This window comes from Nocardioides koreensis, from assembly GCF_039531775.1.
In the GTDB taxonomy this organism is placed as follows: Bacteria; Actinomycetota; Actinomycetes; order Propionibacteriales; family Nocardioidaceae; genus Nocardioides; species Nocardioides koreensis.
Genome location: NZ_BAAAQR010000006.1, coordinates 40,979 through 62,928, shown reverse-complemented (window position 1 = coordinate 62,928; position 21,950 = coordinate 40,979). Strand labels below are relative to the sequence as shown.

Genomic DNA, 21,950 nt, shown 5'->3' with positions numbered 1-21,950 from the left:
GTGCGACCACCGTAGGCCGAGCGTCCGGGGCCTTCAAGAGAATTACCGCGTCGGGTGGGTAGTGGCCGAGCCCGCACCCCGCCGTCCCGGCCCGCATGCCGGCTGACCGGTCAGGGGAAACAGGCACTGGTCAGGTGGCCTTCCCCCTGACCAGTGCCACTTTCCCCGGGCGGGGAAAGTGCCCGGCCCCCTCCCGTCAGGCGACGGCCTGCGCGAACTGGGCGTTGTAGAGCCGGGCGTAGGTGCCCTCGGCGTGCAGCAGCTGGTCGTGGGTCCCCTGCTCGACGATCGCGCCGTGCTCCATCACCAGGATCAGGTCCGCGTCGCGGATGGTGCTGAGCCGGTGGGCGATGACGAAGCTGGTGCGGTCGGTGCGCAGCGCCGCCATGGCGTGCTGGAGCAGCAGCTCGGTGCGGGTGTCGACCGAGGACGTGGCCTCGTCGAGGATCAGCAGCGCGGGATCGGTGAGGAAGGCCCGGGCGATCGTGACCAGCTGGCGCTCACCGGCGCTGAGGTTGCTGCCCTCCTCGTCGATCACGGTGTCGTAGCCGTCGGGCAGCGAGTGCACGAACCGGTCGACGAACGTCGCCCGCGCGGCCTCGAGGACCTGCTCCTCGGTCGCATCCGGGCGGCCGTAGGCGATGTTGTCGCGGATGGTCCCCTCGAAGAGCCAGGTGTCCTGGAGCACCATGCCGATCTGGCCGCGCAGGGCCGAGCGCGGCATCGCGGTGATGTCGACGCCGTCCAGCGTGATCCGCCCGGCGTCGACGTCGTAGAAGCGCATCACCAGGTTGACCAGCGTCGTCTTGCCGGCGCCGGTGGGGCCCACGATGGCGACGGTCTGGCCCGGCCGGGCCACCAGGGACAGGTCGTCGATCAGCGGCTGGTCCTCGTCGTACCGGAACGCGACGTCCTCGAAGGCGACCTCGCCACGGCGTACGGCGGGGGCCGAAGTCGCGGGCGCGTCCACCGGCTCCTCCTCGGCGTCGAGCAGCTCGAAGACCCGCTCGGCCGAGGCGACCCCGGACTGGAGCAGGTTCATCATCGAGGCCACGGTGGTGAGCGGCTGGGTGAACTGGCGGGTGTACTGGATGAACGCCTGCACCTCCCCCAGCGACAGCGAGCCGCTCGCGACCCGGAGCCCGCCGACCACGGCGATCACCACGTAGTTGAGGTTCCCGACGAACATCATCGAGGGCATGATCAGCCCGGAGACGAACTGCGCCCCGAAGCTGACCCGGTAGAGCTCGTCGTTCTCCTCGGCGAAGGTCTCCTCGACCTCGTGCTGGCGGCCGAAGACCTTGACCAGGGAGTGGCCGGAGAAGGTCTCCTCGATGTGCGCGTTCAGCCGGCCGGTACGCCGCCACTGCGCGACGAACATGCCCTGCGAGCGCTTCATGATCGCGCGGGTCACCAGCAGGGAGATCGGCACCGAGACCAGCGCGATCAGCGCCAGCAGCGGGGAGATCCAGATCATCATCGCGAGCACGGCGACCACGGTCATCAGCGAGGTCATCAGCTGGCTCATGGTCTGCTGCAGGGTCTGGCTGACGTTGTCGATGTCGTTGGTGACGCGGCTGAGCAGCTCCCCGCGCGGCGAGCGGTCGAAGTACCCCAGCGGCAGCCGGTTGATCTTGGCCTCGACCTCCTCGCGCATCCGGTAGACGGTGTTCTGCACGACGGTGTTGAGCACGAAGCCCTGCAGCCAGCCGAGCAGCGCGGCGCCGGCGTAGATCGCGAGGACGACGAGCAGCACGTTGCGGACGGCGTCGAAGTCCACGCCCTGGCCGGGGACCACGTGGTCCATCGAGGCGAGCATGTCGGCGAGGTTGCCGTCCCCCTGACGGCGCAGCCCCTCGACCGCCTGCTCCTGGGTGACTCCGGCCGGGATGGTGCGGCTGAACAGGCCCGAGAACACCAGGTCGGTGGCCTGGCCGAGGATGCGCGGCCCGACCGACATCAGCGCGACGCTGATGACGCCGAGGACGACCACGGCCACGGCCTTGCCCCGGTCCGGGCGCATCTGGGCGACCAGCCGTCGGGCCGAGGGCCCGAAGGTCATCGCCTTCTGGCCGACCATGCCGCCGCCCATCGGGCCGCGGCCGGGCCCTCCGACGGGCGCCTGGATGCGTTCGGTGGCCGCGAGCGCCTTGCCCTTGGGCGCTCTCCCCTCGGTGGTCGAGCCTGTCGAGACCACGTCCTGCTGTGTCATGCGGCGTCCTCGCTGCTCAGCTGGGAGGTGACGATCTCCTGGTAGGTGCCACAGCTCGCGAGGAGCTCGTCGTGGGTGCCGCGACCGACGACGCGGCCGTCCTCCAGCACCAGGATCAGGTCGGCGTCGATGATCGTGGAGACCCGCTGGGCCACGATCAGCACCGTGGCGTCGGTGGTGACCGGACGCAGGGCCGCCCGGACCCGGGCGTCGGTGGCCAGGTCGAGCGCGGAGAAGGAGTCGTCGAAGAGGTAGATCCCGGGCCGGCGCACGACCGCGCGGGCGATGGCGAGGCGTTGGCGCTGGCCGCCGGAGAAGTTGGTGCCGCCCTGGCTGACCGGCGCGTCCAGCCCCTCGGGCAGGGCCTCGACGAAGTCGCGCGCCTGCGCGACCTCCAGCGCCGCCCACAGCTCGTCGTCGGTGGCGTCCGGCTTCCCGTGCCGCAGGTTGCTGGCCACGGTGCCGCTGAACAGCCAGGCCCGCTGCGGGACCAGCCCGATCTGCGCCCACAGGTCGTCGGCGGCGAGACGGCGTACGTCGACCCCGGCGACCGAGACCGTGCCGGACGTGACGTCGAAGAGCCGCGGCACCAGGTTGACCAGCGTGGACTTGCCGGCGCCGGTGGACCCGATCACCGCCACCGTCTGCCCGGGCCGCGCCCCGAACCCGACCTCGTTCAGCACCGGGGACTCCGCGCCCGGGTAGGAGAAGACGACCTCGTCGAGGTCGAGCCAGCCGCGCCGGGCGGGGTCGGGCACGACGGGGTCCGCCGGCGGGACGACGGAGGTCTCGGTGTCGAGGACCTCCACGATCCGGTCGCCGCAGACCGCGGAGCGCGGCACCATCATCAGCATGAAGGTCGCCATCATCACCGACATCAGGATCTGCATCAGGTAGGAGAGGAACGCGGTCAGCGCGCCGACCTGCATCTGCCCGTTGTCGACGCGGTGGCCGCCGAACCAGATCACGGCGACGCTGGAGACGTTCACGACCAGCATCACCAGCGGGAACATCGTGGCCATCCACCGACCGGCCCGGACCGCGACCTCGGTGAGGTCGCCGTTGGCGCCGGCGAAACGCTCCGCCTCGTAGGGCTCACGCACGAACGCACGGACCACGCGGATGCCGGTGATCTGCTCGCGCAGCACCCGGTTGACCTCGTCGATCCGGGCCTGCATCAGCCGGAAGCTCGGCACCATCCGGCTGACGACCAGGCCGACGGACAGGAAGAGCGCCGGCACGACCACGGCGAGGATCCAGCCGAGCCCGACGTCCTCGCGCAGCGCCATGATCACGCCGCCGATCATCATGATCGGCGAGGAGATCGCGATGGTGCAGGCCATCAGCACCAGCATCTGCACCTGCTGGACGTCGTTGGTGCCGCGGGTGATCAGCGAGGGCGGCCCGAAGTGCTGGACCTCCCGCTGGGAGAACGTCCCGACCCGGTGGAACAGCGCCGCGCGGACGTCGCGGCCGAATCCCATCGCCGTACGCGCACCGAACCAGACCGCACCGACCGAGCAGGCGATCTGCGCCAGCGAGACCGCGAGCATCAGGGCCCCGGTGCGGATGATGTAGCCCGTGTCCCCCCGGGTCACGCCGAAGTCGATGATGTCGGCGTTGAGGCTCGGCAGGTAGAGCATCGCGACGACGCCGATGAACTGGAGCACCACGACCGCGGCGAGCCATCGGCGGTAGGGACGCAGGTGGGTGCGCAGGAGTCGGAGCAGCATCAGGAGTCCCTCCGGCGGACGCCGTCGAGCAGCAGGTCCGCGATCTGGTCGGGGGTCAGCGCCGGGGTCATCCCCAGCTCGGGTCGGCTGGCGCCGAAGATCAGCGAGCGCAGGGCGACGGCAGCGACGGACGGCTCGACGGCCAGCTCGTCGCGGTGCGGCTCGAACAGGCCGGTGAGCCGCCGGTGCAGGTCCTCCTGGGCCTGCATCACGAACGGCGGCGGCCCGAACGCCGGCTTCCCGTCGGGCCCCGTGCGTTGGTGCTCGCCCGCCTCGTGGGCGGCCATCAGGTGCTGTCGGGCGGCCATCATCACCGACATCGTGAGCCGCATCCGGTCGAGCACCCGTTCGGTGGCCACCACCACCTTCGCGCGCAGCCCCTCGGCCCCGGCCATCGCCTCGTCGAAGGCGGCCTGCCCGTCGGCGGGGTTGATCGCCTCCTCGGCGGCGGCCAGCATCAGGCTCTTCTTGTCCGGGAAGACCCGGAAGATCGTGCCCTCCGCGATGCCGGCGGCCCGGGCGATCTCACGGGTGCTGACGTCGCCGCCCCTCTCGACGATGAGCGGGACCAGCACGGCGAGGATCGCCCTGCGGCGATCGTCGGGAGCCATGGCGGCGGCGCGGGGAGTCACGCCGTCCAGAGTAAGTGAGTGAGCGCTCACTCACAAGTGGATTTCCCGGATCTGCAGGTTCAGCAGGTGCCGTCCGCCAGTCCGGCGATCAGGTTCGGCAGCTCGGCCAACGTGGAGATCTCCGCGTCCGGCTCGGTGTGGCTCTCGTTGACCGCGCCGCGCCGGTTCAGCCAGATCCCCCGCCAGCCGGCGCGCTGTGCCGCCTCGACGTCGTGCGCCAGTGAGTCCCCGACCATGACCGCGTCGAAGTCCCACAGCGTGCCGTCACCGTCGAAGAACACCGCGATCACCACGGGCGCAGACCCAGGACACCCACGTCGGTCACGGCGCCAGCCGCTCCGTCGACCAGCCCGCACCGGAGCGGCGGTAGACGAGCCGGTCGTGCATCCGGCCCGGTCGTCCCTGCCAGAACTCGACCGCCTCCGCGTGCACGCGGTAGCCGCCCCACTCCTCGGGCGCCGGCACCTCGTCGGGGTAGCGGGCGTCGGCCTCGGCGTACGCCAGGCTCAGCTCGTCGCGACCGGTCACCACCCTCGACTGGTGGGAGGCCCACGCCCCGAGCCGCGAGCGCCGGGGCCGCTGCGCGAAGTACTCCTCCACCGCCGAGCGGTCCAGCGGCGCGGCCACGCCGTCGACCCGCACCTGGCGCTCGAGCGGGTGCCAGGGGAAGAGCAGCGCGCAGCGCGGGTTGCCGGCCAGCTCCTGGCCCTTGCGCGAGCCGGTGTTGGTGAAGAAGACGAAGCCGCGCTCGTCGAAGCCCTTGAGCAGCACCATCCGGGCGGAGGGCTGGAAGTCGGGCCCGACCGTCGCCACCACCATCGCGTTCGCCTCGTACAGGTCGGCGGCGATCGCCTCGTGCATCCACCGGTCGAACATCGCGAAGGGGTCCGGCTCGAGGTCGGCCTCGGTCAGCCCGGCGCGGGTGTACTCCGCTCGCAGGGAGGGCAGGTCGATCCGTCCGGTTCCGTCCACAGTCGCCATGCCCTCGACCCTAGGCGTTGCGAGGGGGCAGGTGCGACGATCCGGACAGGGGTGCAGAATGCGTCCGGCACGCCCGACCGGGCGCCCACCGAGCAGAGGAGCCGCGAGCGCATGACCGAGGTACACCACGGACTCGAAGGTGTCGTTGCGTTCGAGACCGAGATCGCCGAGCCCGACAAGGAAGGCTCCGCGCTGCGCTACCGCGGCGTGGACATCGAGGAGATTGTCGGGCGGGTGCCCTTCGAGAACATCTGGGGCCTGCTGATCGATGGCAGCTACACCCCGGGGCTCGCGCCCGCCGAGCCGTACAACCTGCCGGTCCACACCGGCGACGTGCGCGTCGACGTCCAGGCCGCGGTCGCGATGCTCGCCCCGGCCTTCGGCTTCGGCCAGACCTACGACATCTCCGACGAGCAGGCCCGGGCCGACCTCGGCCGGGTCGCGGTCATGGTTCTCTCGTACGCCGCGCAGTCCGCGCGCGGGCTGCACATGCCGGTGGTCCCCCAGTCCGAGGTCGACACGGGCAAGACCCTCGCCGAGAAGTTCCTGATCCGGTGGAAGGGCGAGGCCGACCCCAAGCACGTCAAGGCGATCGATGCCTACTGGTCCTCGGCCGCGGAGCACGGCATGAACGCCTCGACGTTCACCGCCCGCGTGATCACCAGCACCGGCGCCGACGTCGCTGCGGCCTTCTCCGGCGCCATCGGCGCGATGAGCGGCCCCCTCCACGGCGGCGCGCCTTCGCGGGTGCTCGGGATGATCGAGGAGGTCGAGAAGACCGGCGACGCCCGCTCCTACGTCAAGGGCCTGCTCGACTCCGGCGAGCGCCTGATGGGCTTCGGGCACCGTGTCTACCGGGCCGAGGACCCGCGCGCGCGAGTGCTGCGGCGTACGGCGCGCGAGCTGAACGCCCCGCGCTACGAGGTCGCCGAGTCGCTGGAGAAGGCCGCGCTGGCCGAGCTCCGCGAGCGCCGCCCGGACCGCGTTCTGGAGACCAACGTCGAGTTCTGGGCCGCGATCGTCCTCGACTTCGCCGAGGTGCCGGCCAACATGTTCACCTCGATGTTCACCTGCGCCCGCACCGGCGGCTGGTCGGCGCACATCCTCGAGCAGAAGCGCACCGGCCGGCTGATCCGCCCCTCGGCGGTCTACACGGGCCCGTCGTCCCGCAAGGCCGACGAGGTCGACGGCTGGAACGCCGACTGGGCGAAGGACTGACGCTCCCTGACGACTTCATGGGAGCGCTCGGCACCATCGGAACGCGCGAACCGGCGCTCGGCACTCCCATGAAGCCCGCGCGGCAGGCCGGTCAGCCCTGAGGCAGCCGCCCGTCGTACCAGCTGGTGCGGCCCTTGCCGCCCTTGCGGGTCAGCGAGACGTGCAGGTGGTCGCGGTGGCGCAGCGTCGTGCTGCACTTCTTGCGGCTCTTGCACCCCGAGCTGAGGTAGGACTCCTTCTCGAACCCGCTCCAAGCCGGGTACATGTGGTCGTTCCAGATCACGTACATGATCCCCATCCGGCGCGCCCGGGCGTCGGTGTTGCCACGGCGGTCGGTCTCGAAGACCCAGTCCATGAAGGCGTGCGCCCGCTTGCGGTCGGACTTCTTGGACGCGTCGAGGAACCAGTCGAACGCCCGACCCTCCTTGTGCTCGGAGGTGCCGCCGCTGTCGCACGAGCGCGAGATCGGCCCGAACCCACCCCCGAAGCGCTTCACCAGCCGCTTCCCGAGGTACGTCGTCCCGGGCTTGGCCCGCGGCGAGCACTTCGTCTGCGGCTGGTACGACGCGTAGTCCTCGAGCGGCGTGGCCGACGCGGGCGCTGAGACCAGGGCTAGAAGGATGAGCAGGGCGAGGGCTGGGGTGGTTCGGATCCGAGACACCGGACGAGGGTAGGTCGGTCTTCGAGCCGTGTCAGACGAATGCGCAGCCTGCGCCGGCGCACCACCGCCACTCGGCTTGCGGGTTCGCTCTGGTTGCGGTCTTGGCTGGCTACGGCGGGGGTCCGCTCGGGGTCGCGGCCGGTTTCCGGCTCGCGGTCGGCGGTCGGTCCCCTTCGGCTCGAAAAGTTTCTCGAAAGTTTCTTCGGATAGCGTCTCATCAGATGAGATATGCACAGGTCAGGAGCCCGGGACTGTCGGTGGGCTCTGGTTGAGTCAGGACATGGAGCAGCCCACCGATCTCCCCACCACCCCCGCGGGGGTGGTCGCGGACGTGAACGGTCGGCTGGCCTGCCTGGACGAGGCGCTGTGGGCGGCCAAGACGTCGGAGGAGCTGGTCGAGGCGGTCGCCGAGGCCGAGACGCTCCGCGCGCACCTGGCCGGCCTGGAGGCCTCGATGCTGGCCGAGATCGAGGCCCGGAAGATCCCGAAGCAGGAGCTGGCCTGGTCCTCGACCGCCGGCTGGTTCACCCACCTGGCCGGGATGAAACGGGGGCAGGGGCACCGCACCGTCGAGCAGGCCCCGCTCCTGGTGACGGAGCGGACCGCCACCCACGCCGCGCTGCTGGCCGGACGGGTCTCCCCGGAGCAGGCCGCGATCATCGTGGCCGCGATCGAGAAGCTCCCCCTCGACCCCGCGGTCCGGGCGGAGGGCGAGGAGCTGCTGCTGGAGGCGGCGTCCCGGCTGACCGCCACCGAGCTGCACCATGCCGCCAAGCGCCTGGTGCTGGTGGTCGACCCCGACAAGGCCGAACGCGACGCCGAGAAGGCCCTGGACCGCGAGGACCGGGCCGCGCACCTGCACCGGCACCTGTCCATCACCGAGGACGGCGCCGGCGGCGTCCGGCTCCGGGGCCGCGGCACCGTCGAGGACGCCGCCATCCTCAAGGCCGCCTTCCTGCCGCTCACCAAGCCCGAACCCGCCGTCGACCCCGAGACCTGCGAGGAGAACGTCGACCCCCGCGACCACGGCGCCCGCATGTGGGACGCCCTGGTGGCGACCGCCCAGCACGCCCTGGACACCGACCTGCCCCCGGACTGCCACGGCGCAAGACCCCGGGTCACCGTCACCACGTCGCTGGAGGTGCTGCGCCAGAAGATCGACTGGGCCACCCTCGGCACCCCCGCCGTCACGGATGACGGGCTCGAGCTGGCGCCCTCGGTGATCCGGCGGCTGGCCTGCGACGCCGACATCATCCCCGTCGCCCTCGGCGGCAAGGGCGAGGTCCTCGACGTCGGCCGCACCAGCCGGCTGGTCACCCCAGCGATCTGGCGGGCCGTGGTCTGCCGGGACCGGCACTGCACCTTCCCCGGCTGCACCCGGCCCCCGCTCATGTGCCACGCCCACCACATCCTCCACTGGGTCGACGGCGGCGAGACCAAGCTCGAGAACCTCGTCCTGCTCTGTGGCCAGCACCACCGGGTCATCCACCACACCCCCTGGCAGGTCCGCCTCAACCCCCACGACGGCCGACCCGAGTTCCTGCCCCCACCCAAGCGTGGGCACCCACCACCCGAGTGGATCAGAAGCCGACCAAGACGCGAGTGAACGCAGTCAGCGACGCAACCGACCACCCCCCACCCAGCCAGAAGCGGCGAGGGCGAGGCTGCCGCACCGTGGGGTCGGCAGCGCGGGCAGGGTGCAAGGAGCGTAAAAGCGAGCCGGGGGGCGCCGCCACGGCGCGCAACCCCAAGCAGACGACGCTGCGGCGCCAACGGCGAAGCAAGCGACGGCGCCCTGCCCGCGCAGCCGACCCCACCGATGAGACCCCGAGACCCCGCCGAAAGAGAGCCCGGCCCCCGCCGGAAGAATCCGCCCCCGCCGGAAGAATCCGGCCCCGCCGGAAGAATCCGGCCACCGCCGGCAATATGTCGACACCGACTCCTATGCTGCGCGCATGACCTCACGGGACGACCTGCAGCAGACCCGCGACCTCTGGGATGCTGAAGCCGCAAGCTTCGACGAAGCGGCCGACCACGGCCTTCGGGACGACACGGTCCGCGCGGCATGGCGCGAGCTGCTGCTCGACGCCCTGCCGCCGGCGCCCGCCCGGGTCGCTGACCTGGGCAGCGGCACCGGCACGCTGGCGCTGCTGCTCGCCGGGCACGGCTACACGGTGGACGGGGTCGACATCTCCCCCGAGATGGTGCGGCTGGCGCAGGAGAAGGCTGCCGGTGACACCGCCGTGCGGTTCACCGAGGGCGACGCCTCGGCGCCGCCGCTCGACCCGGCGTCGTACGACGTGGTGCTGTGCCGCCATGTCCTGTGGGCGATGCCCGACCCGGCGGCGACCCTGCGCCGCTGGATCGACCTGCTGGTGCCGGGCGGCCGCCTGCTGCTGGTCGAGGGCCGGTGGTTCAACGGCGCCGGGCTGTCCGCGGCCGAGACCGTCGCGCTGGTCGAGGGGGCCGGCCGGGAGGCCGAGCTGACGCTGCTGCCGGAACCCGTCTACTGGGGCCGGGAGATCGACGACGAGCGGTACCTCGTCGTCAGCTGAGCCGGGGCGGTTGCCGTCACGGAACCAGCTCTTGAAGAGGGTCAGTACACTGGGGGCTCGAGGGGAGTACCTCACCCAAGCACCTTCCGGTCAGTACGACGGCCCCGTGGCCGTCCCGGGCGGGCACCGGCAGCTCCAGGAGCCGGTCGAGGAAGACCTCGGACACCATCTGTCGTCCGAGGAGACCCCGTGCCTCTCATCGCCGCTGCCACTGCCACGATCGGCACCCCGACCCTGTGGGCCGTCACGATCGGCCTCGTCCTGGTCCTCCTGGCCGTGGACTTCCTGCTCACCCGCCGACCCCACGAGGTCTCCCTGCGCGAGGCGCTGGCGTGGTCCGCGTTCTACGTCGCGCTGCCGCTCGCGTTCGGTGGCTGGGTCTGGTGGCAGCACGGCACCGACCGCGGCGTGGAGTACCTCACCGGCTACCTCGTCGAGAAGTCGCTGAGCGTCGACAACCTCTTCGTGTTCATGCTGCTGCTCGGTGCGTTCGCCGTACCGCCGGCTCTGCGACAGCGGGTGCTGCTCTACGGCATCATCGGCGCGCTCGTGCTGCGCGGCCTCTTCATCGCCCTCGGCGCCGCCGCGCTCGCGGCGTTCGACTGGGTCTTCCTCGTCTTCGGGCTGGTGCTGCTGGTCACCGGCGTGAAGATCCTGCGCGACACGCTCAGCGGCCACGGCCAGGAGGTCGACATCTCCCGGATGCGCGTGGTGCGGGCGGCCCGTCGGCTGTTCCCCGTCACCGAGGAGTACGACGGCCCACGGCTCACCGTGCGTCGCGCCGGGGCCCGGGCGCTGACCCCGTTCGCGTTGGTCGTCCTCGCGGTGCTGGCCACCGACATCGTCTTCGCGATCGACTCGGTGCCGGCGGTCTACGGCATCACCGGGGACCCCTATCTGGTCTTCGCCACCAACGCCTTCGCCCTGCTCGGCCTGCGGGCGCTCTACTTCGTCCTCGAGAGCGCCCTGAGCCGCCTGGTGCACCTCGGCTACGGCCTCGCCGCGATCCTGGGCTTCATCGGCGCCAAGCTGGCGCTGCACTGGGGGCACCTGCAGTGGACGGCGGTGCCCGAGATCCCCACCCTGGCGTCGCTCGGGGTGGTCGTCGGCATCCTCGCCGTCACCGTGACCACGAGCCTGGTGGCCACGCGGCAGGAGCGTGACGAGGAGCCCGAAATGGTCACCTGATCCCCACAATGGGGGATGCGCTTGACGCGGGTGCATGCATTTTTCCTAGACTCCCGCGGGTCCCCGGGGAAGCGAACACGAGGAGACCCGTGCAGCACCAGGCAGTCGAGACCGAGGAAGACCGGCCCCAGGAGTGCCTGTCCGCCGTCCCCCGGCACCTCCTCCGCCACCTCGCCTGCGCGATCGTCCCGCGGCTGGTCCTGATCGGCGCCCTGCTCGGGATCACCGGCGGGATCTCCCCCGCGCAGCTGGCGCACGCCGTCGCCGGCGGCAGCACGTCCGCCGGGACGGGCTGCGCGAGCGGCCACGGCCCGAGCCACCAGGCCCGGTCCTGCCGCTAGCGACCCGCAGGGGTCAGACCCGCTTCCCGAAGCACCGCGACAGCGGCGCGTCCCGGTAGTAGCCGAAACCCGGGACCGGCGTGTACCCGGAGGACTCGTAGAGGGTGATCGCCTCGGGCTGGCGCAGCCCGGTCTCCAGCACCAGGGCCCGCGCACCGGCGGCAGCGGCGCTCGCCTCGAGGTGGGCCAGCATCCGCCGGGCGAGGCCCGCGCCGCGCCACCGCGGGACGACGTACATCCGCTTGATCTCGGCGGTCTCCGTGCTGCCGAACGCCTCGACCTCGCAGCGCCGCCAGGCCCCGGTCGCGACCGCCTCGCCAGCGACGTACCCGACGTAGAAGCTGCCGGCCGGCGGCTCGAACATCGCGTGGTCGAGCGGGGTGTCGTCGGGGCCGCCGTAGCGCACGACGTACTCCGCCTGCACCTCCGCGATCAGCCGCATCGCATCGGGCTGGCCGTAGCCGACGCGAAGGATCTCCACCGCGGCCTGCCTCTCAGCCAAGAGCCGATCCGACGCCGAGGACGCCCGGCCCGTCACCGAGGAATCCCGCCTCGATGCGGAAGGCGAGCCGCGCGCGGGCCTGGTCGTCGAAACCGGAGCTGCGGGTCATGTGGACTCCTCCGTCGGGCAGGGGTGGCGGATGACACAATAGAAGGGCTGACAGCGTCGTCAGGAGTCACCACCTGCCCCTCCCGGAAGGTTGCCCATGGCCGACGCCCCGCAGGACCCCGTGCAGATTCCCACCGACCTCCTCCCGGCCGACGGCCGCTTCGGGGCGGGCCCCTCCAAGATCCAGACGAGCCACCTCGACGCGCTCGCCGCGACCGGCGCGTCGCTGATGGGCACGTCGCACCGCCAGGCGCCGGTGCGCGACCTCGTGGGACGGGTGCGCGAGGGTCTCGCGGACCTGTTCTCGCTGCCCGAGGGCCACGAGGTGGTGCTGGGCAACGGTGGCGCGACGGCGTTCTGGGACATCGCGACCTTCGGCCTGATCCGGGAGAAGAGCCAGCACCTCTCCTTCGGCGAGTTCTCCTCGAAGTTCGCCAAGGCCGCGAAGGACGCCCCCTGGCTCGCCGACCCGTCGGTGATCGCCTCCGAGCCCGGCTCGCGCCCCACCGCCGTGGCCGAGGACGGCGTGGACGCCTACGCCTGGGCTCACAACGAGACCTCCACCGCCGTGATGGCTCCCGTCGTGCGGCCGGCCGGGACGAGCGCCACGGACGCCCTGGTGCTCGTCGACGCCACCTCGGGCGCCGGCGGCCTGCCGGTCGACCTGACCGAGGTCGACACCTACTACTTCGCGCCGCAGAAGTGCTTCGCCTCCGACGGTGGGCTGTGGCTCGCGATCATGTCGCCCGCAGCGCTGGACCGGGCCGCCGAGATCGCCGCGAACGACCGGCACGTCCCTGCCTTCTTCGACCTGCCTACCGCGATCGACAACTCACGGAAGAACCAGACCTACAACACCCCCGCGGTCGCCACCCTCTTCCTGATGGCCGAGCAGCTGGACTGGATGAACGCCCAAGGGGGCCTGGCGGGCATGGTCGAACGGACCACCGCCTCCTCCGACGCGCTCTACGGCTGGGCCGAGAAGACGGCGTACACCACGCCGTACGTCGTCGACCCCGAGCACCGCTCGCTGGTGATCGGCACCATCGACTTCGACGACTCCATCGACGCTGCCGCGGTGGCCGCGACGCTGCGCGCGAACGGCGTCGTCGACACCGAGCCCTACCGCAAGCTGGGCCGCAACCAGCTGCGGATCGCGATGTACCCCGCCGTCGACCCCGCCGACGTCGAGGCGCTCACCGGCTGCATCGACTACGTGGTCGGCAGGCTCTGACGGATCGCGGCGTACGTCGCGTGGTCGTAGGCCACCATCCGGGCCTCGGCGACCGCTGATTCCGCGGCCGCCAGCGTCTCCACGGCGGCCGCGATCGCGTCGTCCTTGGGCCAGCCGTAGATGCCGGCGCTGACCAACGGGAACGCGACCGTCGCGGCACCGAGCTCGTCGGCGACCTCGAGCGCGCGGGCGTAGCAGGACGTCAGCAGCGTGCGGTCGGTCTGGCCGGCCCGGTGGTTCGGCCCGACCACGTGGATGACCCAGCGCGCCGGGAGCTCGCCCGCCGTGGTCCACCCCGCGTCGCCGGTCGCCAGGCCGCGCGGGAAGCGGGCGATGCAGTCCTCGAGGACCGCCGGGCCGCCGGCGGCGTGGATGGCCCCGTCGACCCCGCCGCCGCCGCGCATCGCGCGGTTGGCGGCGTTGACGACCGCGTCGACCTGCTGCCGGGTGATGTCGCCCTGGACGACGGTGATCTCCATTGCTCGATTGTGCCCGCCGGGTCCGACGGCGGGCGTGGCGCGACCGCAGGGGAGGCGGGCATGCTGGTGCGGTGCCCACGACCTTCGACCCCGCGTGGGGGGTGCTCGCCGAGCAGGCCGAGGCGGAGTTCATGTACCGCCTCAACCACGACGCGTCCGCGGACGCGAAGCGTGCGCTCGGCATGGACGCGGTCCGGATCGGCGGCGGCGTGCTGACCCTGATGACCCACGACCCGACCGGTGGCTACTGGAACAAGGCGATCGGGCTCGGACTCGAAGCGCCGCTCACCGCCGGCACGGTCGACGAGGTGCTGCGGCTGGCGGCCGAGCGCGCCGTGCCGGCGCTGGCGTTCCAGGTCGCCCCGCACGCCCGCCCCGCCGACTGGCAGGGGCTGCTGGAGGAGCGGGGGCTGGCACCCGGTTCGCTGTTCGTGAAGTACTTCGGCCGGATTCCCGACCCCGGCCCGGACCACACCGACCTGCGCATCGACCGGCTGGGGCCGGAGCACGCCGCCGGGTACGGCCGGGTGATCCGCACCGGGTTCGGGATGCCGGCGGACCCCGCGATGGAGGCCTGGTTCGCGGAGGCCCCGACGTACGGCGACGACTGGGTGACCTACGGCGCGTGGGCCGGCGACGACCTGGCCGCCGTCGCCAACCTCTTCGTGCACGGTGACGTGGCGACCCTCAGCGGCGCGGCGACCCTGCCGGAGTTCCGGCGCCGGGGCGCGCAGTCCGCGCTGATGGCGGCGCGGATCCGCGAGGGCGCCGCGCGCGGCTGCACCTGGCTGTCCACCGAGACCTGGCCGGAGTCCCCCGGCAACCCGAACCCGTCCCAGCACAACATGCGCCAGCTGGGCCTCACCGAGCTCTACGTGCGGCAGAACTGGGTGTTCGAGCCGGTCAGGAGCGCGTGAGCAGCCGCAGCGTGGCGCGCTCGAGGGCGGCCTGCCGGGCGTCGGGGGTGTCGTGGCTGCGGCGGGTGGTGCCGTTGATCGTGCGGCCCTCCTCGTAGGCCTCGACCACCCGCGGGTCGACGTACGACGAGCGCGCCAGCGTCGGCGTGTTGCCGAGGAACGCCGCGACCTCCTTCATGGCGCCCGACACCGCACGCCTGCGCGACGCCTTGCTCTCCCCCGGCTCGTCGGTCTCGGCCAGGGCGGCGGCCGCCAGCACGGTCGCGTGCCAGGTCCGGAAGTCCTTGGCCGTGGCCTCGAGCCCGGTGCTGGCGCGGACGTACTCGTTGACCAGCGTCGGGAGGATCGACCGCCACGAGCGCCCCTCCTTGTACGACAGCAGCCGCAGGTCCTGGCCGCGGCGGCGTCGCATGATGTCGATCGCCTCGATCACCACGGCGTCGTCGATCTCGATGCGGTGGTCGACCCCGGACTTGCCGGTGAACGTGAACACCAGCCGGTCCTGCTGCCGGCGCACGTGCCGGCGCTCGAGCGTGGTCAGCCCGAAGCTGCCGTTGGTGTCGGCGTAGACGTCGTTGCCGATCCGGAAGTAGCCGAGGTCCAGCAGGCGCACGGCGGCCGCGCAGGCCCGCTCCAGCGGCATCCCCTCGCGCCCCAGGTCGGCGACGACGAGCTCGCGTGCCCGGGTCAGTGCGGTGCCGAACTCCAGCATCCGGTCGAACTTCTCCGCGTCCCGTCGGGCCCGCCAGTCGGGGTGGTAGAGGTACTGCCGCCGCCCGGCGTCGTCGGTGCCGACCGCCTGGAGGTGGCCGTGGGGCCACGGGCAGATCCACACGTCCTCCCATGCGGGCGGGATGACCAGGTCGCGCACCCGCCGGGCGTGCTCCTCGGCGAGCCGGTCGCCGTCCTCGTCGAGGTAGACGAAGCCCCTGCCGCTACGGCGACGGGTCCAGCCGGGCTGGTCGGGCGAGGAGCGACGGGTCCGCGGCACGTCGCGGAGCCTAGCGACGTGCTGGGGCAATCGGGTTCACCCGCGAGGGCGACCCTCCGAGCCACTTCCGAGGACCGCCGGTCAGCGGCGGCGCAGCGAGCGGACCAGCACGACCAGGCCGCCCAGCACGACCCAGGCCGTGAGGAACCACGGCCAGGCCGGCCGGTCGGTGTACTCCTGCTCGGGCAGCTCCCGGCCCTCGCGGGAGAAGGTGCCCGACGAGGGCGAGGCGGTCGGGGCAGCGGTCGGCGAGGCGGACGCCGGCGCCACGGCCCGGCGTACGTCGGCCGGGAGCGGGACCCGCAGCACCGGTTGGTCCTGCCCCTCGGAGCTGACGTACACGGTGTGGTCGGCCGCGACCGCAAGGCCCTCCCCCTGGTCCTGGTCGGGCAGCCGGAACGAGCCCACCTCCTCCAGTGCCGGGAAGGTGTAGACGACGGCCCGGGAGTAGTCCCGCAGGATGACGTGCCTGCCGTCGGGGAAGAAGGCGCCGTCGGTGGCGATCGGCAGCACCGGGCCGACCTCCCGCAGCCGGTTGGGACCCTCGGGGTCGAGCCGGGCCGGCGCCTCGTAGAGAGAGCCGCCGAAGACGTTCTTGGTGGCGACGTAGAGCCGTCCCGTCGACGGGTCCGCGAGCAGCGTCTCGGCGTTCACGGCGCCCTCGGGGTAGGTCAGCTCGTAGGTCGTCGCGTCGGCGGTGCGGTCACCACGACCGACCGGGACGCGGGTGACCTGCACGCCGTCGCGGGAGGCGGTGTTGTCGCCGATGTCGCCGACCCAGACGGCGCCCCGGCCGGCGGGCGCCAGCGCCTCCACGTCGGTCGGGTCCTCGGACCAGGTGGTGACGCCCACGGTCCGGCCGGTCGCCGGGTCGACGGCGAAGACCCGGCCGGAGTCGCCGGAGTCGTTGGTGGTGAGGAAGAGCCCGTCCTGAAGGACCAGCCCGCTGGACTCGACGATGGCGGGGTCGCGGAAGGTGAGCTCGACGCGACCGGGGTGCGAGGGCGCCGCCGCGGCGCCCATCACGAACGGCACCACGAGGATGCCGGCCAGCACCCGGTCACGCATCGGCGCCCCCGGTGGCCCCGGAGGCAGGGCGCGGCCGGTCGAGGAGCTCGGCGAGGCGGGGCCGGAGCGACCAGGTGGCGACCAGGTCGTCGTACTCCTTGCGGACGCCGCCACCCCTGACCGGGCTGCCGGTGCGCACCGCCCGGAGCAGGGTGTTGCGCGGGGTGTGCTGGCTCTCGACGAACTGCACGACGTCGACGCGGTAGCCCGCCAGCCGCATCAGCGAGGCACGCAGCGCGTCGGTGAGGGTGTCGGCGAAGCGCTCGCGGAGGATGCCGTGCCGGGTGAGCATGGCGTACGGCGCGGGCGTGGGCGCCTTGCGCAGCTGGGCGGCGATGTCGTGGTGGCAGCAGGGCGCGGCGAGCACCAGCTGGGCCTCCCACTCCACGGCCCGCGCCAGCGCCTCGTCGGTCGCGGTGTCGCAGGCGTGCAGGGCCAGCACCACCTCGGGCGCCGGGTCGAGCTGGGCGCCGGAGATCGAGCCGACCACGAACTCCGCGTCGATGCCCAGGTCGGCCGCCACCGCGCTGTTGTGCTGGCGGGACTGCTCCTTGACGTCGACGCCGGTGACCACGACGGGCAGGTCCCGCACCGTCGTCAGATAGCGCTGGGCGGCGAAGGTCAGGTAGGCGTTGCCGCAGCCGAGGTCCACGATCCGAAGCGGCTCCGCGGCGGTCGGACGGCGCAGGTGGCCCTTGTCGAGCGCGTCGGTGACGGAGGCGTCGAGCAGGCGCAGGAACTCCTCGACCTGGCGGTACTTCGCCTGCCGGCTCGGCTTCATCCGGCCCTGGGCGTCGGTCAGGCCGAGCGCACGGAAGACCGGGTCGTCCTCGGCGAGCAGCCGCGTCTTGTCCCGGTCGTGGCCGCGGTCCACCTCGACCTCGGCGGACCGCTCGGTGGTGTGCACGACGGCCTCGAGCTTCTTGGTGACCCGCACCTGGTGGCTCTGCGTCGTGGTGTCCACGTGCCAGTTGCCGAAGGGCTGGTCGAGCAGGTCGTCGACCGCGTCGCGCGCCTCCTGCCCGACCGCGTGGTTGGAGGTGTGCGCCTGGGTGGCGTCGTACGCCGTGACCTGGAGGTGGCGGCCGGCCTTGAGGTCGACGTACCGCAGCTCGACCCGCTTCCAGCGCGGCTGCTGCCCCTTCTGGCGTCCGGACGCGACGGCCTTGACCAGGCTGTCGGGGTCGAGCAGGTGGCCACGCATCCGGGACAGCGCCCGCAGCAGCGGCTCGCTCATCTCTGCACCACCGCGGCGATGACGACGAGCAGCAGGAGGGCCGCCAGGGCCACCGGGATCACGAGACGGCGGTGGCGGGGGTTCACGCCTCGAGTTTAGAGGCGAGCAGCTCGGCCAGATGAATCGCCGGGACGTCCGCGAGGTCGTCGAGCTGGACCCGGCAGGACATGCCGTCGGCGAGCACGACGGCGTCCTGGTGGGCCCGCACCGCCGGCAGCAGGTGGGTCTCGGCGATCGCCACCGACACCTCGTAGTGCCCCTTCTCCATGCCGAAGTTGCCGGCCAGCCCGCAGCAGCCGGCGACCCGGGTGACGGTCGCGCCGGCGGACTCCAGCAGCCGCTGGTCGGCCTCCCAGCCCAGGACCGAGGCGTGGTGGCAGTGCGGCTGCGCGACCACGGTGACGCCGCTGAGGTCCGGCGGGGTCCAGTCGAGGTCGGCCAGCAGCTCGGCGAGGGTGAGCACTCCCCCGGCCACGTCGTGGGCCCGCGGGTCGTCGGTGAGCTCGACGGCGTCGCTGCGCAGCGTGGCCAGGCAGGAGGGCTCCAGGCCGAGGACCGGCACGCCGGAGAAGACGTACGGCGCGAGTGTGGCGACCGTGCGCTCCATGATCGCGCGGGCCCGGTCGAGCTGGCCGGTGGTGACCCAGGTGAGGCCGCAGCAGGCGTCGTCGGGGATGACCCGCACGGTCAGGCCGGCCGCTTCGAGGACCCGGATCGCGGCGTGCGCGGTCTGCGGCAGGAAGTGGTCGGTGAAGGAGTCCGCCCAGATCCACACGTCGGGCTGGACCCCGTGCCGGTCGAGCCGGTCGAGCCCCTTGGCCCGGCCGCGCCGCAGCGTCTTGGGCGCGAACGACGGGATCGACCGGCGCTGGTCGATGCCGGCCGCGGCCTTCGCCAGCCGCGCGACGGGGCCGAGCTTCGTCATCCGGTTGGCCACCGGAGCCATCGGGGCGGCCAACGCGGCCCACCGGGGCAGCCGGCCGAGGAGCAGGTGGCTGCGCGGCCGCCGCTCGGTCGCGTCCGGCCCGTCGTACTTCTGGTACAGGGCCTCGGCCTTGTAGGTCGCCATGTCGACACCGGTCGGGCAGTCGGACGCGCAGCCCTTGCAGGCCAGGCAGAGGTCGAGCGCCACGTCGACCGCGGGGTCGCCGAGGCCGCGGACCAGGGTCCCGTCCAGGGCCTCCTGGAGCACTCGGGAACGGCCGCGCGTGGAGTCCTTCTCGTCGCGCGTCGCGAGGTAGGAGGGGCACATCACGCCGTTGGTCCTCGGCGCCACGCACTTGCCCACCCCGGTGCAGCGGTGGACCGCGTTGCCGAGCGACCCGCCGTCGTGGGTCAGGCGCAGTGCCGGGGTGATCGGCAGCCGGGGCCGGACCGGCCGCAGGTCGGCGTCCAGCGGCGCCGGGTCGACCAGGTTGCCGGGGTTGAGCAGGTTGTCCGGGTCGCAGACGGCCTTGACCGCACCGAAGAGCCGCAGCGACTCCACGTCGTACATCAGCGGCAGCAGCTCCGAGCGGGCCCGGCCGTCGCCGTGCTCCCCGGACAGCGAGCCGCCGTGGTCGCGCAGCTTCAGGGCACAGGCGGTCAGGAAGTCGCGGAACAGCTTGCGGCCGCGGTCGTCGCCGGGCTCGAAGGGGAAGTCGATGCGCACGTGCACGCAGCCGTCGCCGAAGTGCCCGTACGGCACGCCGTCGAGGTCGTGCCCGCGCAGCAGCTCGTCGAAGTCGCGCAGCCAGGCGCCGAGCCGCTCGGGCGGCACGGCGGCGTCCTCCCAGCCGGAGTACGCCGGGCGGCCCAGGCTGCGGGCGGCCAGACCGGCGCCGTCCTCGCGGATCCGCCACAGCGCAGCGGACTCGGCGGCGTCGGAGACGACCCGGCTGTCGAGGGCGGCGGACTCGGCGACCAGCCGGCCCGCGAGCGCCGGGGCGTCCTCGCCGGCGACCTCCACGAACAGCCAGCCCGCACCGCGCGGCAGCTCGGGCACGCCACCGCCACGGGCTCGGACCAGGTCGACGATCCGGGCGTCGAGGCCCTCGCAGGCGATCAGCCGGCCGCCACCGGCGGCCAGCAGCGCCGGGACCGCGTCGGCCGCCTCCACCATGGACGGGTAGCCGAGCAGCACCAGCAGCCGCCCGGTCTCCTCGGGCACCAGCCGCACGGTCGCCTCGAGCACCAGCCCGAGCGTGCCCTCCGACCCGACCAGGAACCGGTCCACGCGCCGGCCGTTCTCGGGGAGCAGGTGCTCGAGCGAGTAGCCACTGACCTGGCGGGTGAACCGGCCGAACTCGGTGCGCACGTGCCCGAGGTGCTGGTCGACGAGCGACCCCAGCGCGGACGCGGCGACGCCGTCGCCCCCGCTGGTCGAGCCGCCCATTCCGGTGGTCGAGCCTGTCGAGACCACCTCGCCGGTGCCGAACGCGACCCGCATCCCCTCGACGTTGTCGACGGTGCGGCCGTAGCCCAGCGCCCGCGAGCCGCAGGCGTTGTTGCCGACCATCCCGCCGATCGTGCAGCGCGTGTGGGTGGACGGGTCCGGGCCGAACCGCAGCCCGTGCGGGGCGGCGGCCCGTTGCAGGTCGGCGTGCACGACGCCCGGCTGGACGACGGCTGTGCCGGCCTCGCGGTCGATGGAGACGACCTTGTTCAGGTGCTTGAGGGTGTCCACGACGATGCCGGGGCCGACGGCGTTCCCGGCGATCGAGGTGCCCGCGCCGCGCATCGTCAGCGGCACCCCGAGGCTGCGGGAGGCGTCGAGGAGTGCGAGCAGCTCCCCGTCGTGTCGCGGCCTGGCCACCGCCTGCGGCACGACGCGGTAGAGCGAGGCGTCGGAGGAGTAGAGGGCGCGGGTCAGGCTGGAGCCGTCGACGTCGGGGATCCCCCGGGAGCGAAGCTCGGCAACGAGGTCGGGCGCATCCACCGCCCCACGATAACGGGCGCCCAGCGCCGGTCCGGTCCACCGCCGGTCCGTGGGCAGCCCCCGGCGGGGCTCAGACCGGGTGCCGCCGGAGCCGGTCGCCGCGGACCTCCAGGGCGTGGCGGACGACGTCGAGCACCGGGTACGCCACGGAGCCGACCTGGTCCAGCGGCACCCAGGCCACCGCGTCGGTGGTGCCGTCGACCTCCACCACCCGTGGCTCCGCGTCGGGGGCCACGTCGGCCTCGAAGACGAGGTGGACCGCGTGGAAGTCCTCGTGCCGGCCCGACGGGGCGGTGCCGCTGAAGTGCGCGTCGTGGACGTCGAGCAGCGTGCCGACGGTGCCGGCGACCCCGCACTCCTCCACCATCTCCCGCTCGAGGGCCTCCCGCGGCGACTCGCCGTGGTCGACACCGCCACCGGGCAGGGTCCACGAACCGCTGTGGTGGCCACGTGCGGAGATCCGGGTGAGCAGCACCTGCTCGTCGCGGACCACCAGTGCGTACGCCGCCACCCGCTGCTTGCGGAACGGCCGGTGGTCGCGCAACGACTCGATGACCAGGGCCGCCACCGGCACGGTCCCGTCGAGGACGTCGCGCACCGGCACCCAGGCCGCCTCGGCGGTGGACCCGTCCACCTCGACCACGTGCGGCTCCGGCGCGTCGACCGGCACCCAGCCGTCGTACACGATGCGCAGCGCGTGGGCGTCGATCCGCCGGCCGTCACGCCAGGCGCTGGGCAGGTGGGCGGAGTAGACGCGGGCGGTCTCCCCGACCTCGGCGGTCAGGCCGGTCTCCTCGTGGATCTCGCGGACCACCGCGTCGCGCGGGTCCTCGCCGTGGTCGAGCCCGCCCCCCGGCAGCGTCCACAGCTCCTCGCTGGTCACCATCGGGGCCAGCCGGCTCAGCAGGATCCGGTCGTCGCGCAGGATCACGGCGTACGCACCGACACGCTGGCGCTTCGGCAGGGTCCCCATGCC

General features: G+C 72.7%; 20 protein-coding genes. 7 read left to right on the top strand and 13 right to left on the bottom strand.

Annotated elements, in window-relative coordinates; translation table 11 throughout:
• Positions 1 to 196 precede the first annotated feature (196 nt).
• The 5 genes from ABD268_RS11280 to pdxH are packed head-to-tail and all read right to left on the bottom strand — an operon-like array spanning position 197 to position 5,558.
• Positions 197 to 2,212 carry an ABC transporter ATP-binding protein gene (locus tag ABD268_RS11280; RefSeq protein ID WP_344151624.1) on the bottom strand — a complete coding sequence of 672 codons (2,016 nt, stop codon included), beginning with the start codon at positions 2,210 to 2,212 and terminating at the stop codon, positions 197 to 199.
• Complete coding sequence (locus ABD268_RS11275; protein WP_344151621.1) at positions 2,209 to 3,945, bottom strand: ABC transporter ATP-binding protein; 1,737 nt, start codon at positions 3,943 to 3,945, stop codon at positions 2,209 to 2,211. The genes ABD268_RS11280 and ABD268_RS11275 overlap by 4 nt, the downstream gene beginning before the upstream one ends.
• Positions 3,945 to 4,577: a TetR/AcrR family transcriptional regulator gene (locus ABD268_RS11270; protein WP_344151618.1), complete on the bottom strand. Its 633-nt coding sequence runs from the start codon at positions 4,575 to 4,577 to the stop codon at positions 3,945 to 3,947. The genes ABD268_RS11275 and ABD268_RS11270 overlap by 1 nt, the downstream gene beginning before the upstream one ends.
• 59 nt (positions 4,578 to 4,636) lie before the next feature.
• On the bottom strand, positions 4,637 to 4,870 hold the full coding sequence (locus ABD268_RS11265) for an HAD family hydrolase (RefSeq protein ID WP_344151615.1): 234 nt from the start codon (positions 4,868 to 4,870) through the stop codon (positions 4,637 to 4,639).
• A gap of 28 nt (positions 4,871 to 4,898) precedes the next feature.
• Positions 4,899 to 5,558 carry a pyridoxamine 5'-phosphate oxidase gene (pdxH, locus tag ABD268_RS11260; RefSeq protein WP_344151612.1) on the bottom strand — a complete coding sequence of 220 codons (660 nt, stop codon included), beginning with the start codon at positions 5,556 to 5,558 and terminating at the stop codon, positions 4,899 to 4,901.
• Between the two features lie 111 nt (positions 5,559 to 5,669).
• Here pdxH and ABD268_RS11255 point away from each other — a divergent pair, with 111 nt between their 5' ends.
• A complete protein-coding gene (locus ABD268_RS11255) occupies positions 5,670 to 6,776 on the top strand; it encodes a citrate synthase 2 (RefSeq protein ID WP_344151609.1) in 1,107 nt (368 codons plus the stop codon).
• Positions 6,777 to 6,867: 91 nt separating this feature from the next.
• On the opposite strand, the gene ABD268_RS11250 is transcribed toward ABD268_RS11255, so the two are convergent.
• Positions 6,868 to 7,437, bottom strand: a complete 570-nt coding sequence (locus tag ABD268_RS11250) for a VldE C-terminal domain-containing protein (RefSeq protein ID WP_344151606.1) — start codon at positions 7,435 to 7,437, stop codon at positions 6,868 to 6,870.
• 280 nt (positions 7,438 to 7,717) lie between these two features.
• On the opposite strand from ABD268_RS11250, the gene ABD268_RS11245 reads away from it, so the two are divergent.
• From ABD268_RS11245 to ABD268_RS11230, 4 genes are all read left to right on the top strand, one after another.
• Positions 7,718 to 9,043 (top strand): HNH endonuclease signature motif containing protein, encoded by a 1,326-nt coding sequence (locus tag ABD268_RS11245; RefSeq protein WP_344151603.1) that lies wholly within the window; start codon positions 7,718 to 7,720, stop codon positions 9,041 to 9,043.
• A gap of 349 nt (positions 9,044 to 9,392) precedes the next feature.
• Positions 9,393 to 9,992, top strand: a complete 600-nt coding sequence (locus ABD268_RS11240; RefSeq protein WP_344151600.1) for a class I SAM-dependent methyltransferase — start codon at positions 9,393 to 9,395, stop codon at positions 9,990 to 9,992.
• A 189-nt stretch (positions 9,993 to 10,181) separates the two neighbouring features.
• Positions 10,182 to 11,180 (top strand): TerC/Alx family metal homeostasis membrane protein, encoded by a 999-nt coding sequence (locus ABD268_RS11235; protein WP_344151597.1) that lies wholly within the window; start codon positions 10,182 to 10,184, stop codon positions 11,178 to 11,180.
• Positions 11,181 to 11,269: 89 nt separating this feature from the next.
• The gene (locus ABD268_RS11230) at positions 11,270 to 11,521 is read left to right on the top strand and encodes a hypothetical protein (RefSeq protein WP_344151594.1); all 252 of its coding nucleotides are present in this window, start codon (positions 11,270 to 11,272) and stop codon (positions 11,519 to 11,521) included.
• 13 nt (positions 11,522 to 11,534) lie between these two features.
• On the opposite strand, the gene ABD268_RS11225 is transcribed toward ABD268_RS11230, so the two are convergent.
• On the bottom strand, positions 11,535 to 12,023 hold the full coding sequence (locus ABD268_RS11225; RefSeq protein ID WP_344151591.1) for a GNAT family N-acetyltransferase: 489 nt from the start codon (positions 12,021 to 12,023) through the stop codon (positions 11,535 to 11,537).
• Between the two features lie 205 nt (positions 12,024 to 12,228).
• On the opposite strand from ABD268_RS11225, the gene serC reads away from it, so the two are divergent.
• Positions 12,229 to 13,365, top strand: coding sequence for a phosphoserine transaminase (gene serC, locus ABD268_RS11220; protein ID WP_344151588.1), 1,137 nt, complete (start codon positions 12,229 to 12,231; stop codon positions 13,363 to 13,365).
• Here the strand turns inward: serC and ABD268_RS11215 are convergent.
• Positions 13,344 to 13,844: an O-acetyl-ADP-ribose deacetylase gene (locus ABD268_RS11215; protein WP_344151585.1), complete on the bottom strand. Its 501-nt coding sequence runs from the start codon at positions 13,842 to 13,844 to the stop codon at positions 13,344 to 13,346. The genes serC and ABD268_RS11215 overlap by 22 nt on opposite strands.
• A 71-nt stretch (positions 13,845 to 13,915) precedes the next feature.
• Here ABD268_RS11215 and ABD268_RS11210 point away from each other — a divergent pair, with 71 nt between their 5' ends.
• Entirely contained in the window at positions 13,916 to 14,761 is an 846-nt protein-coding gene (locus tag ABD268_RS11210; RefSeq protein WP_344151582.1) for a GNAT family N-acetyltransferase, read from the top strand.
• Here the strand turns inward: ABD268_RS11210 and ABD268_RS11205 are convergent.
• The 5 genes from ABD268_RS11205 to ABD268_RS11185 form a co-directional block, all read right to left on the bottom strand.
• Positions 14,748 to 15,752, bottom strand: a complete 1,005-nt coding sequence (locus ABD268_RS11205; RefSeq protein ID WP_344151579.1) for a DNA topoisomerase IB — start codon at positions 15,750 to 15,752, stop codon at positions 14,748 to 14,750. The two genes, ABD268_RS11210 and ABD268_RS11205, sit on opposite strands and share 14 nt — an antisense overlap.
• A gap of 81 nt (positions 15,753 to 15,833) precedes the next feature.
• On the bottom strand, positions 15,834 to 16,820 hold the full coding sequence (locus tag ABD268_RS11200) for a hypothetical protein (protein WP_344151576.1): 987 nt from the start codon (positions 16,818 to 16,820) through the stop codon (positions 15,834 to 15,836).
• Positions 16,813 to 18,057 carry a class I SAM-dependent methyltransferase gene (locus ABD268_RS11195; RefSeq protein ID WP_344151573.1) on the bottom strand — a complete coding sequence of 415 codons (1,245 nt, stop codon included), beginning with the start codon at positions 18,055 to 18,057 and terminating at the stop codon, positions 16,813 to 16,815. Before ABD268_RS11195 ends, ABD268_RS11200 begins: the two co-directional genes overlap by 8 nt.
• 82 nt (positions 18,058 to 18,139) lie before the next feature.
• Positions 18,140 to 20,974: an FAD-binding and (Fe-S)-binding domain-containing protein gene (locus ABD268_RS11190; protein WP_344151570.1), complete on the bottom strand. Its 2,835-nt coding sequence runs from the start codon at positions 20,972 to 20,974 to the stop codon at positions 18,140 to 18,142.
• A gap of 70 nt (positions 20,975 to 21,044) precedes the next feature.
• Positions 21,045 to 21,947 carry an NUDIX hydrolase gene (locus ABD268_RS11185; RefSeq protein WP_344151567.1) on the bottom strand — a complete coding sequence of 301 codons (903 nt, stop codon included), beginning with the start codon at positions 21,945 to 21,947 and terminating at the stop codon, positions 21,045 to 21,047.
• Between the last annotated feature and the right edge of the window lie 3 nt (positions 21,948 to 21,950).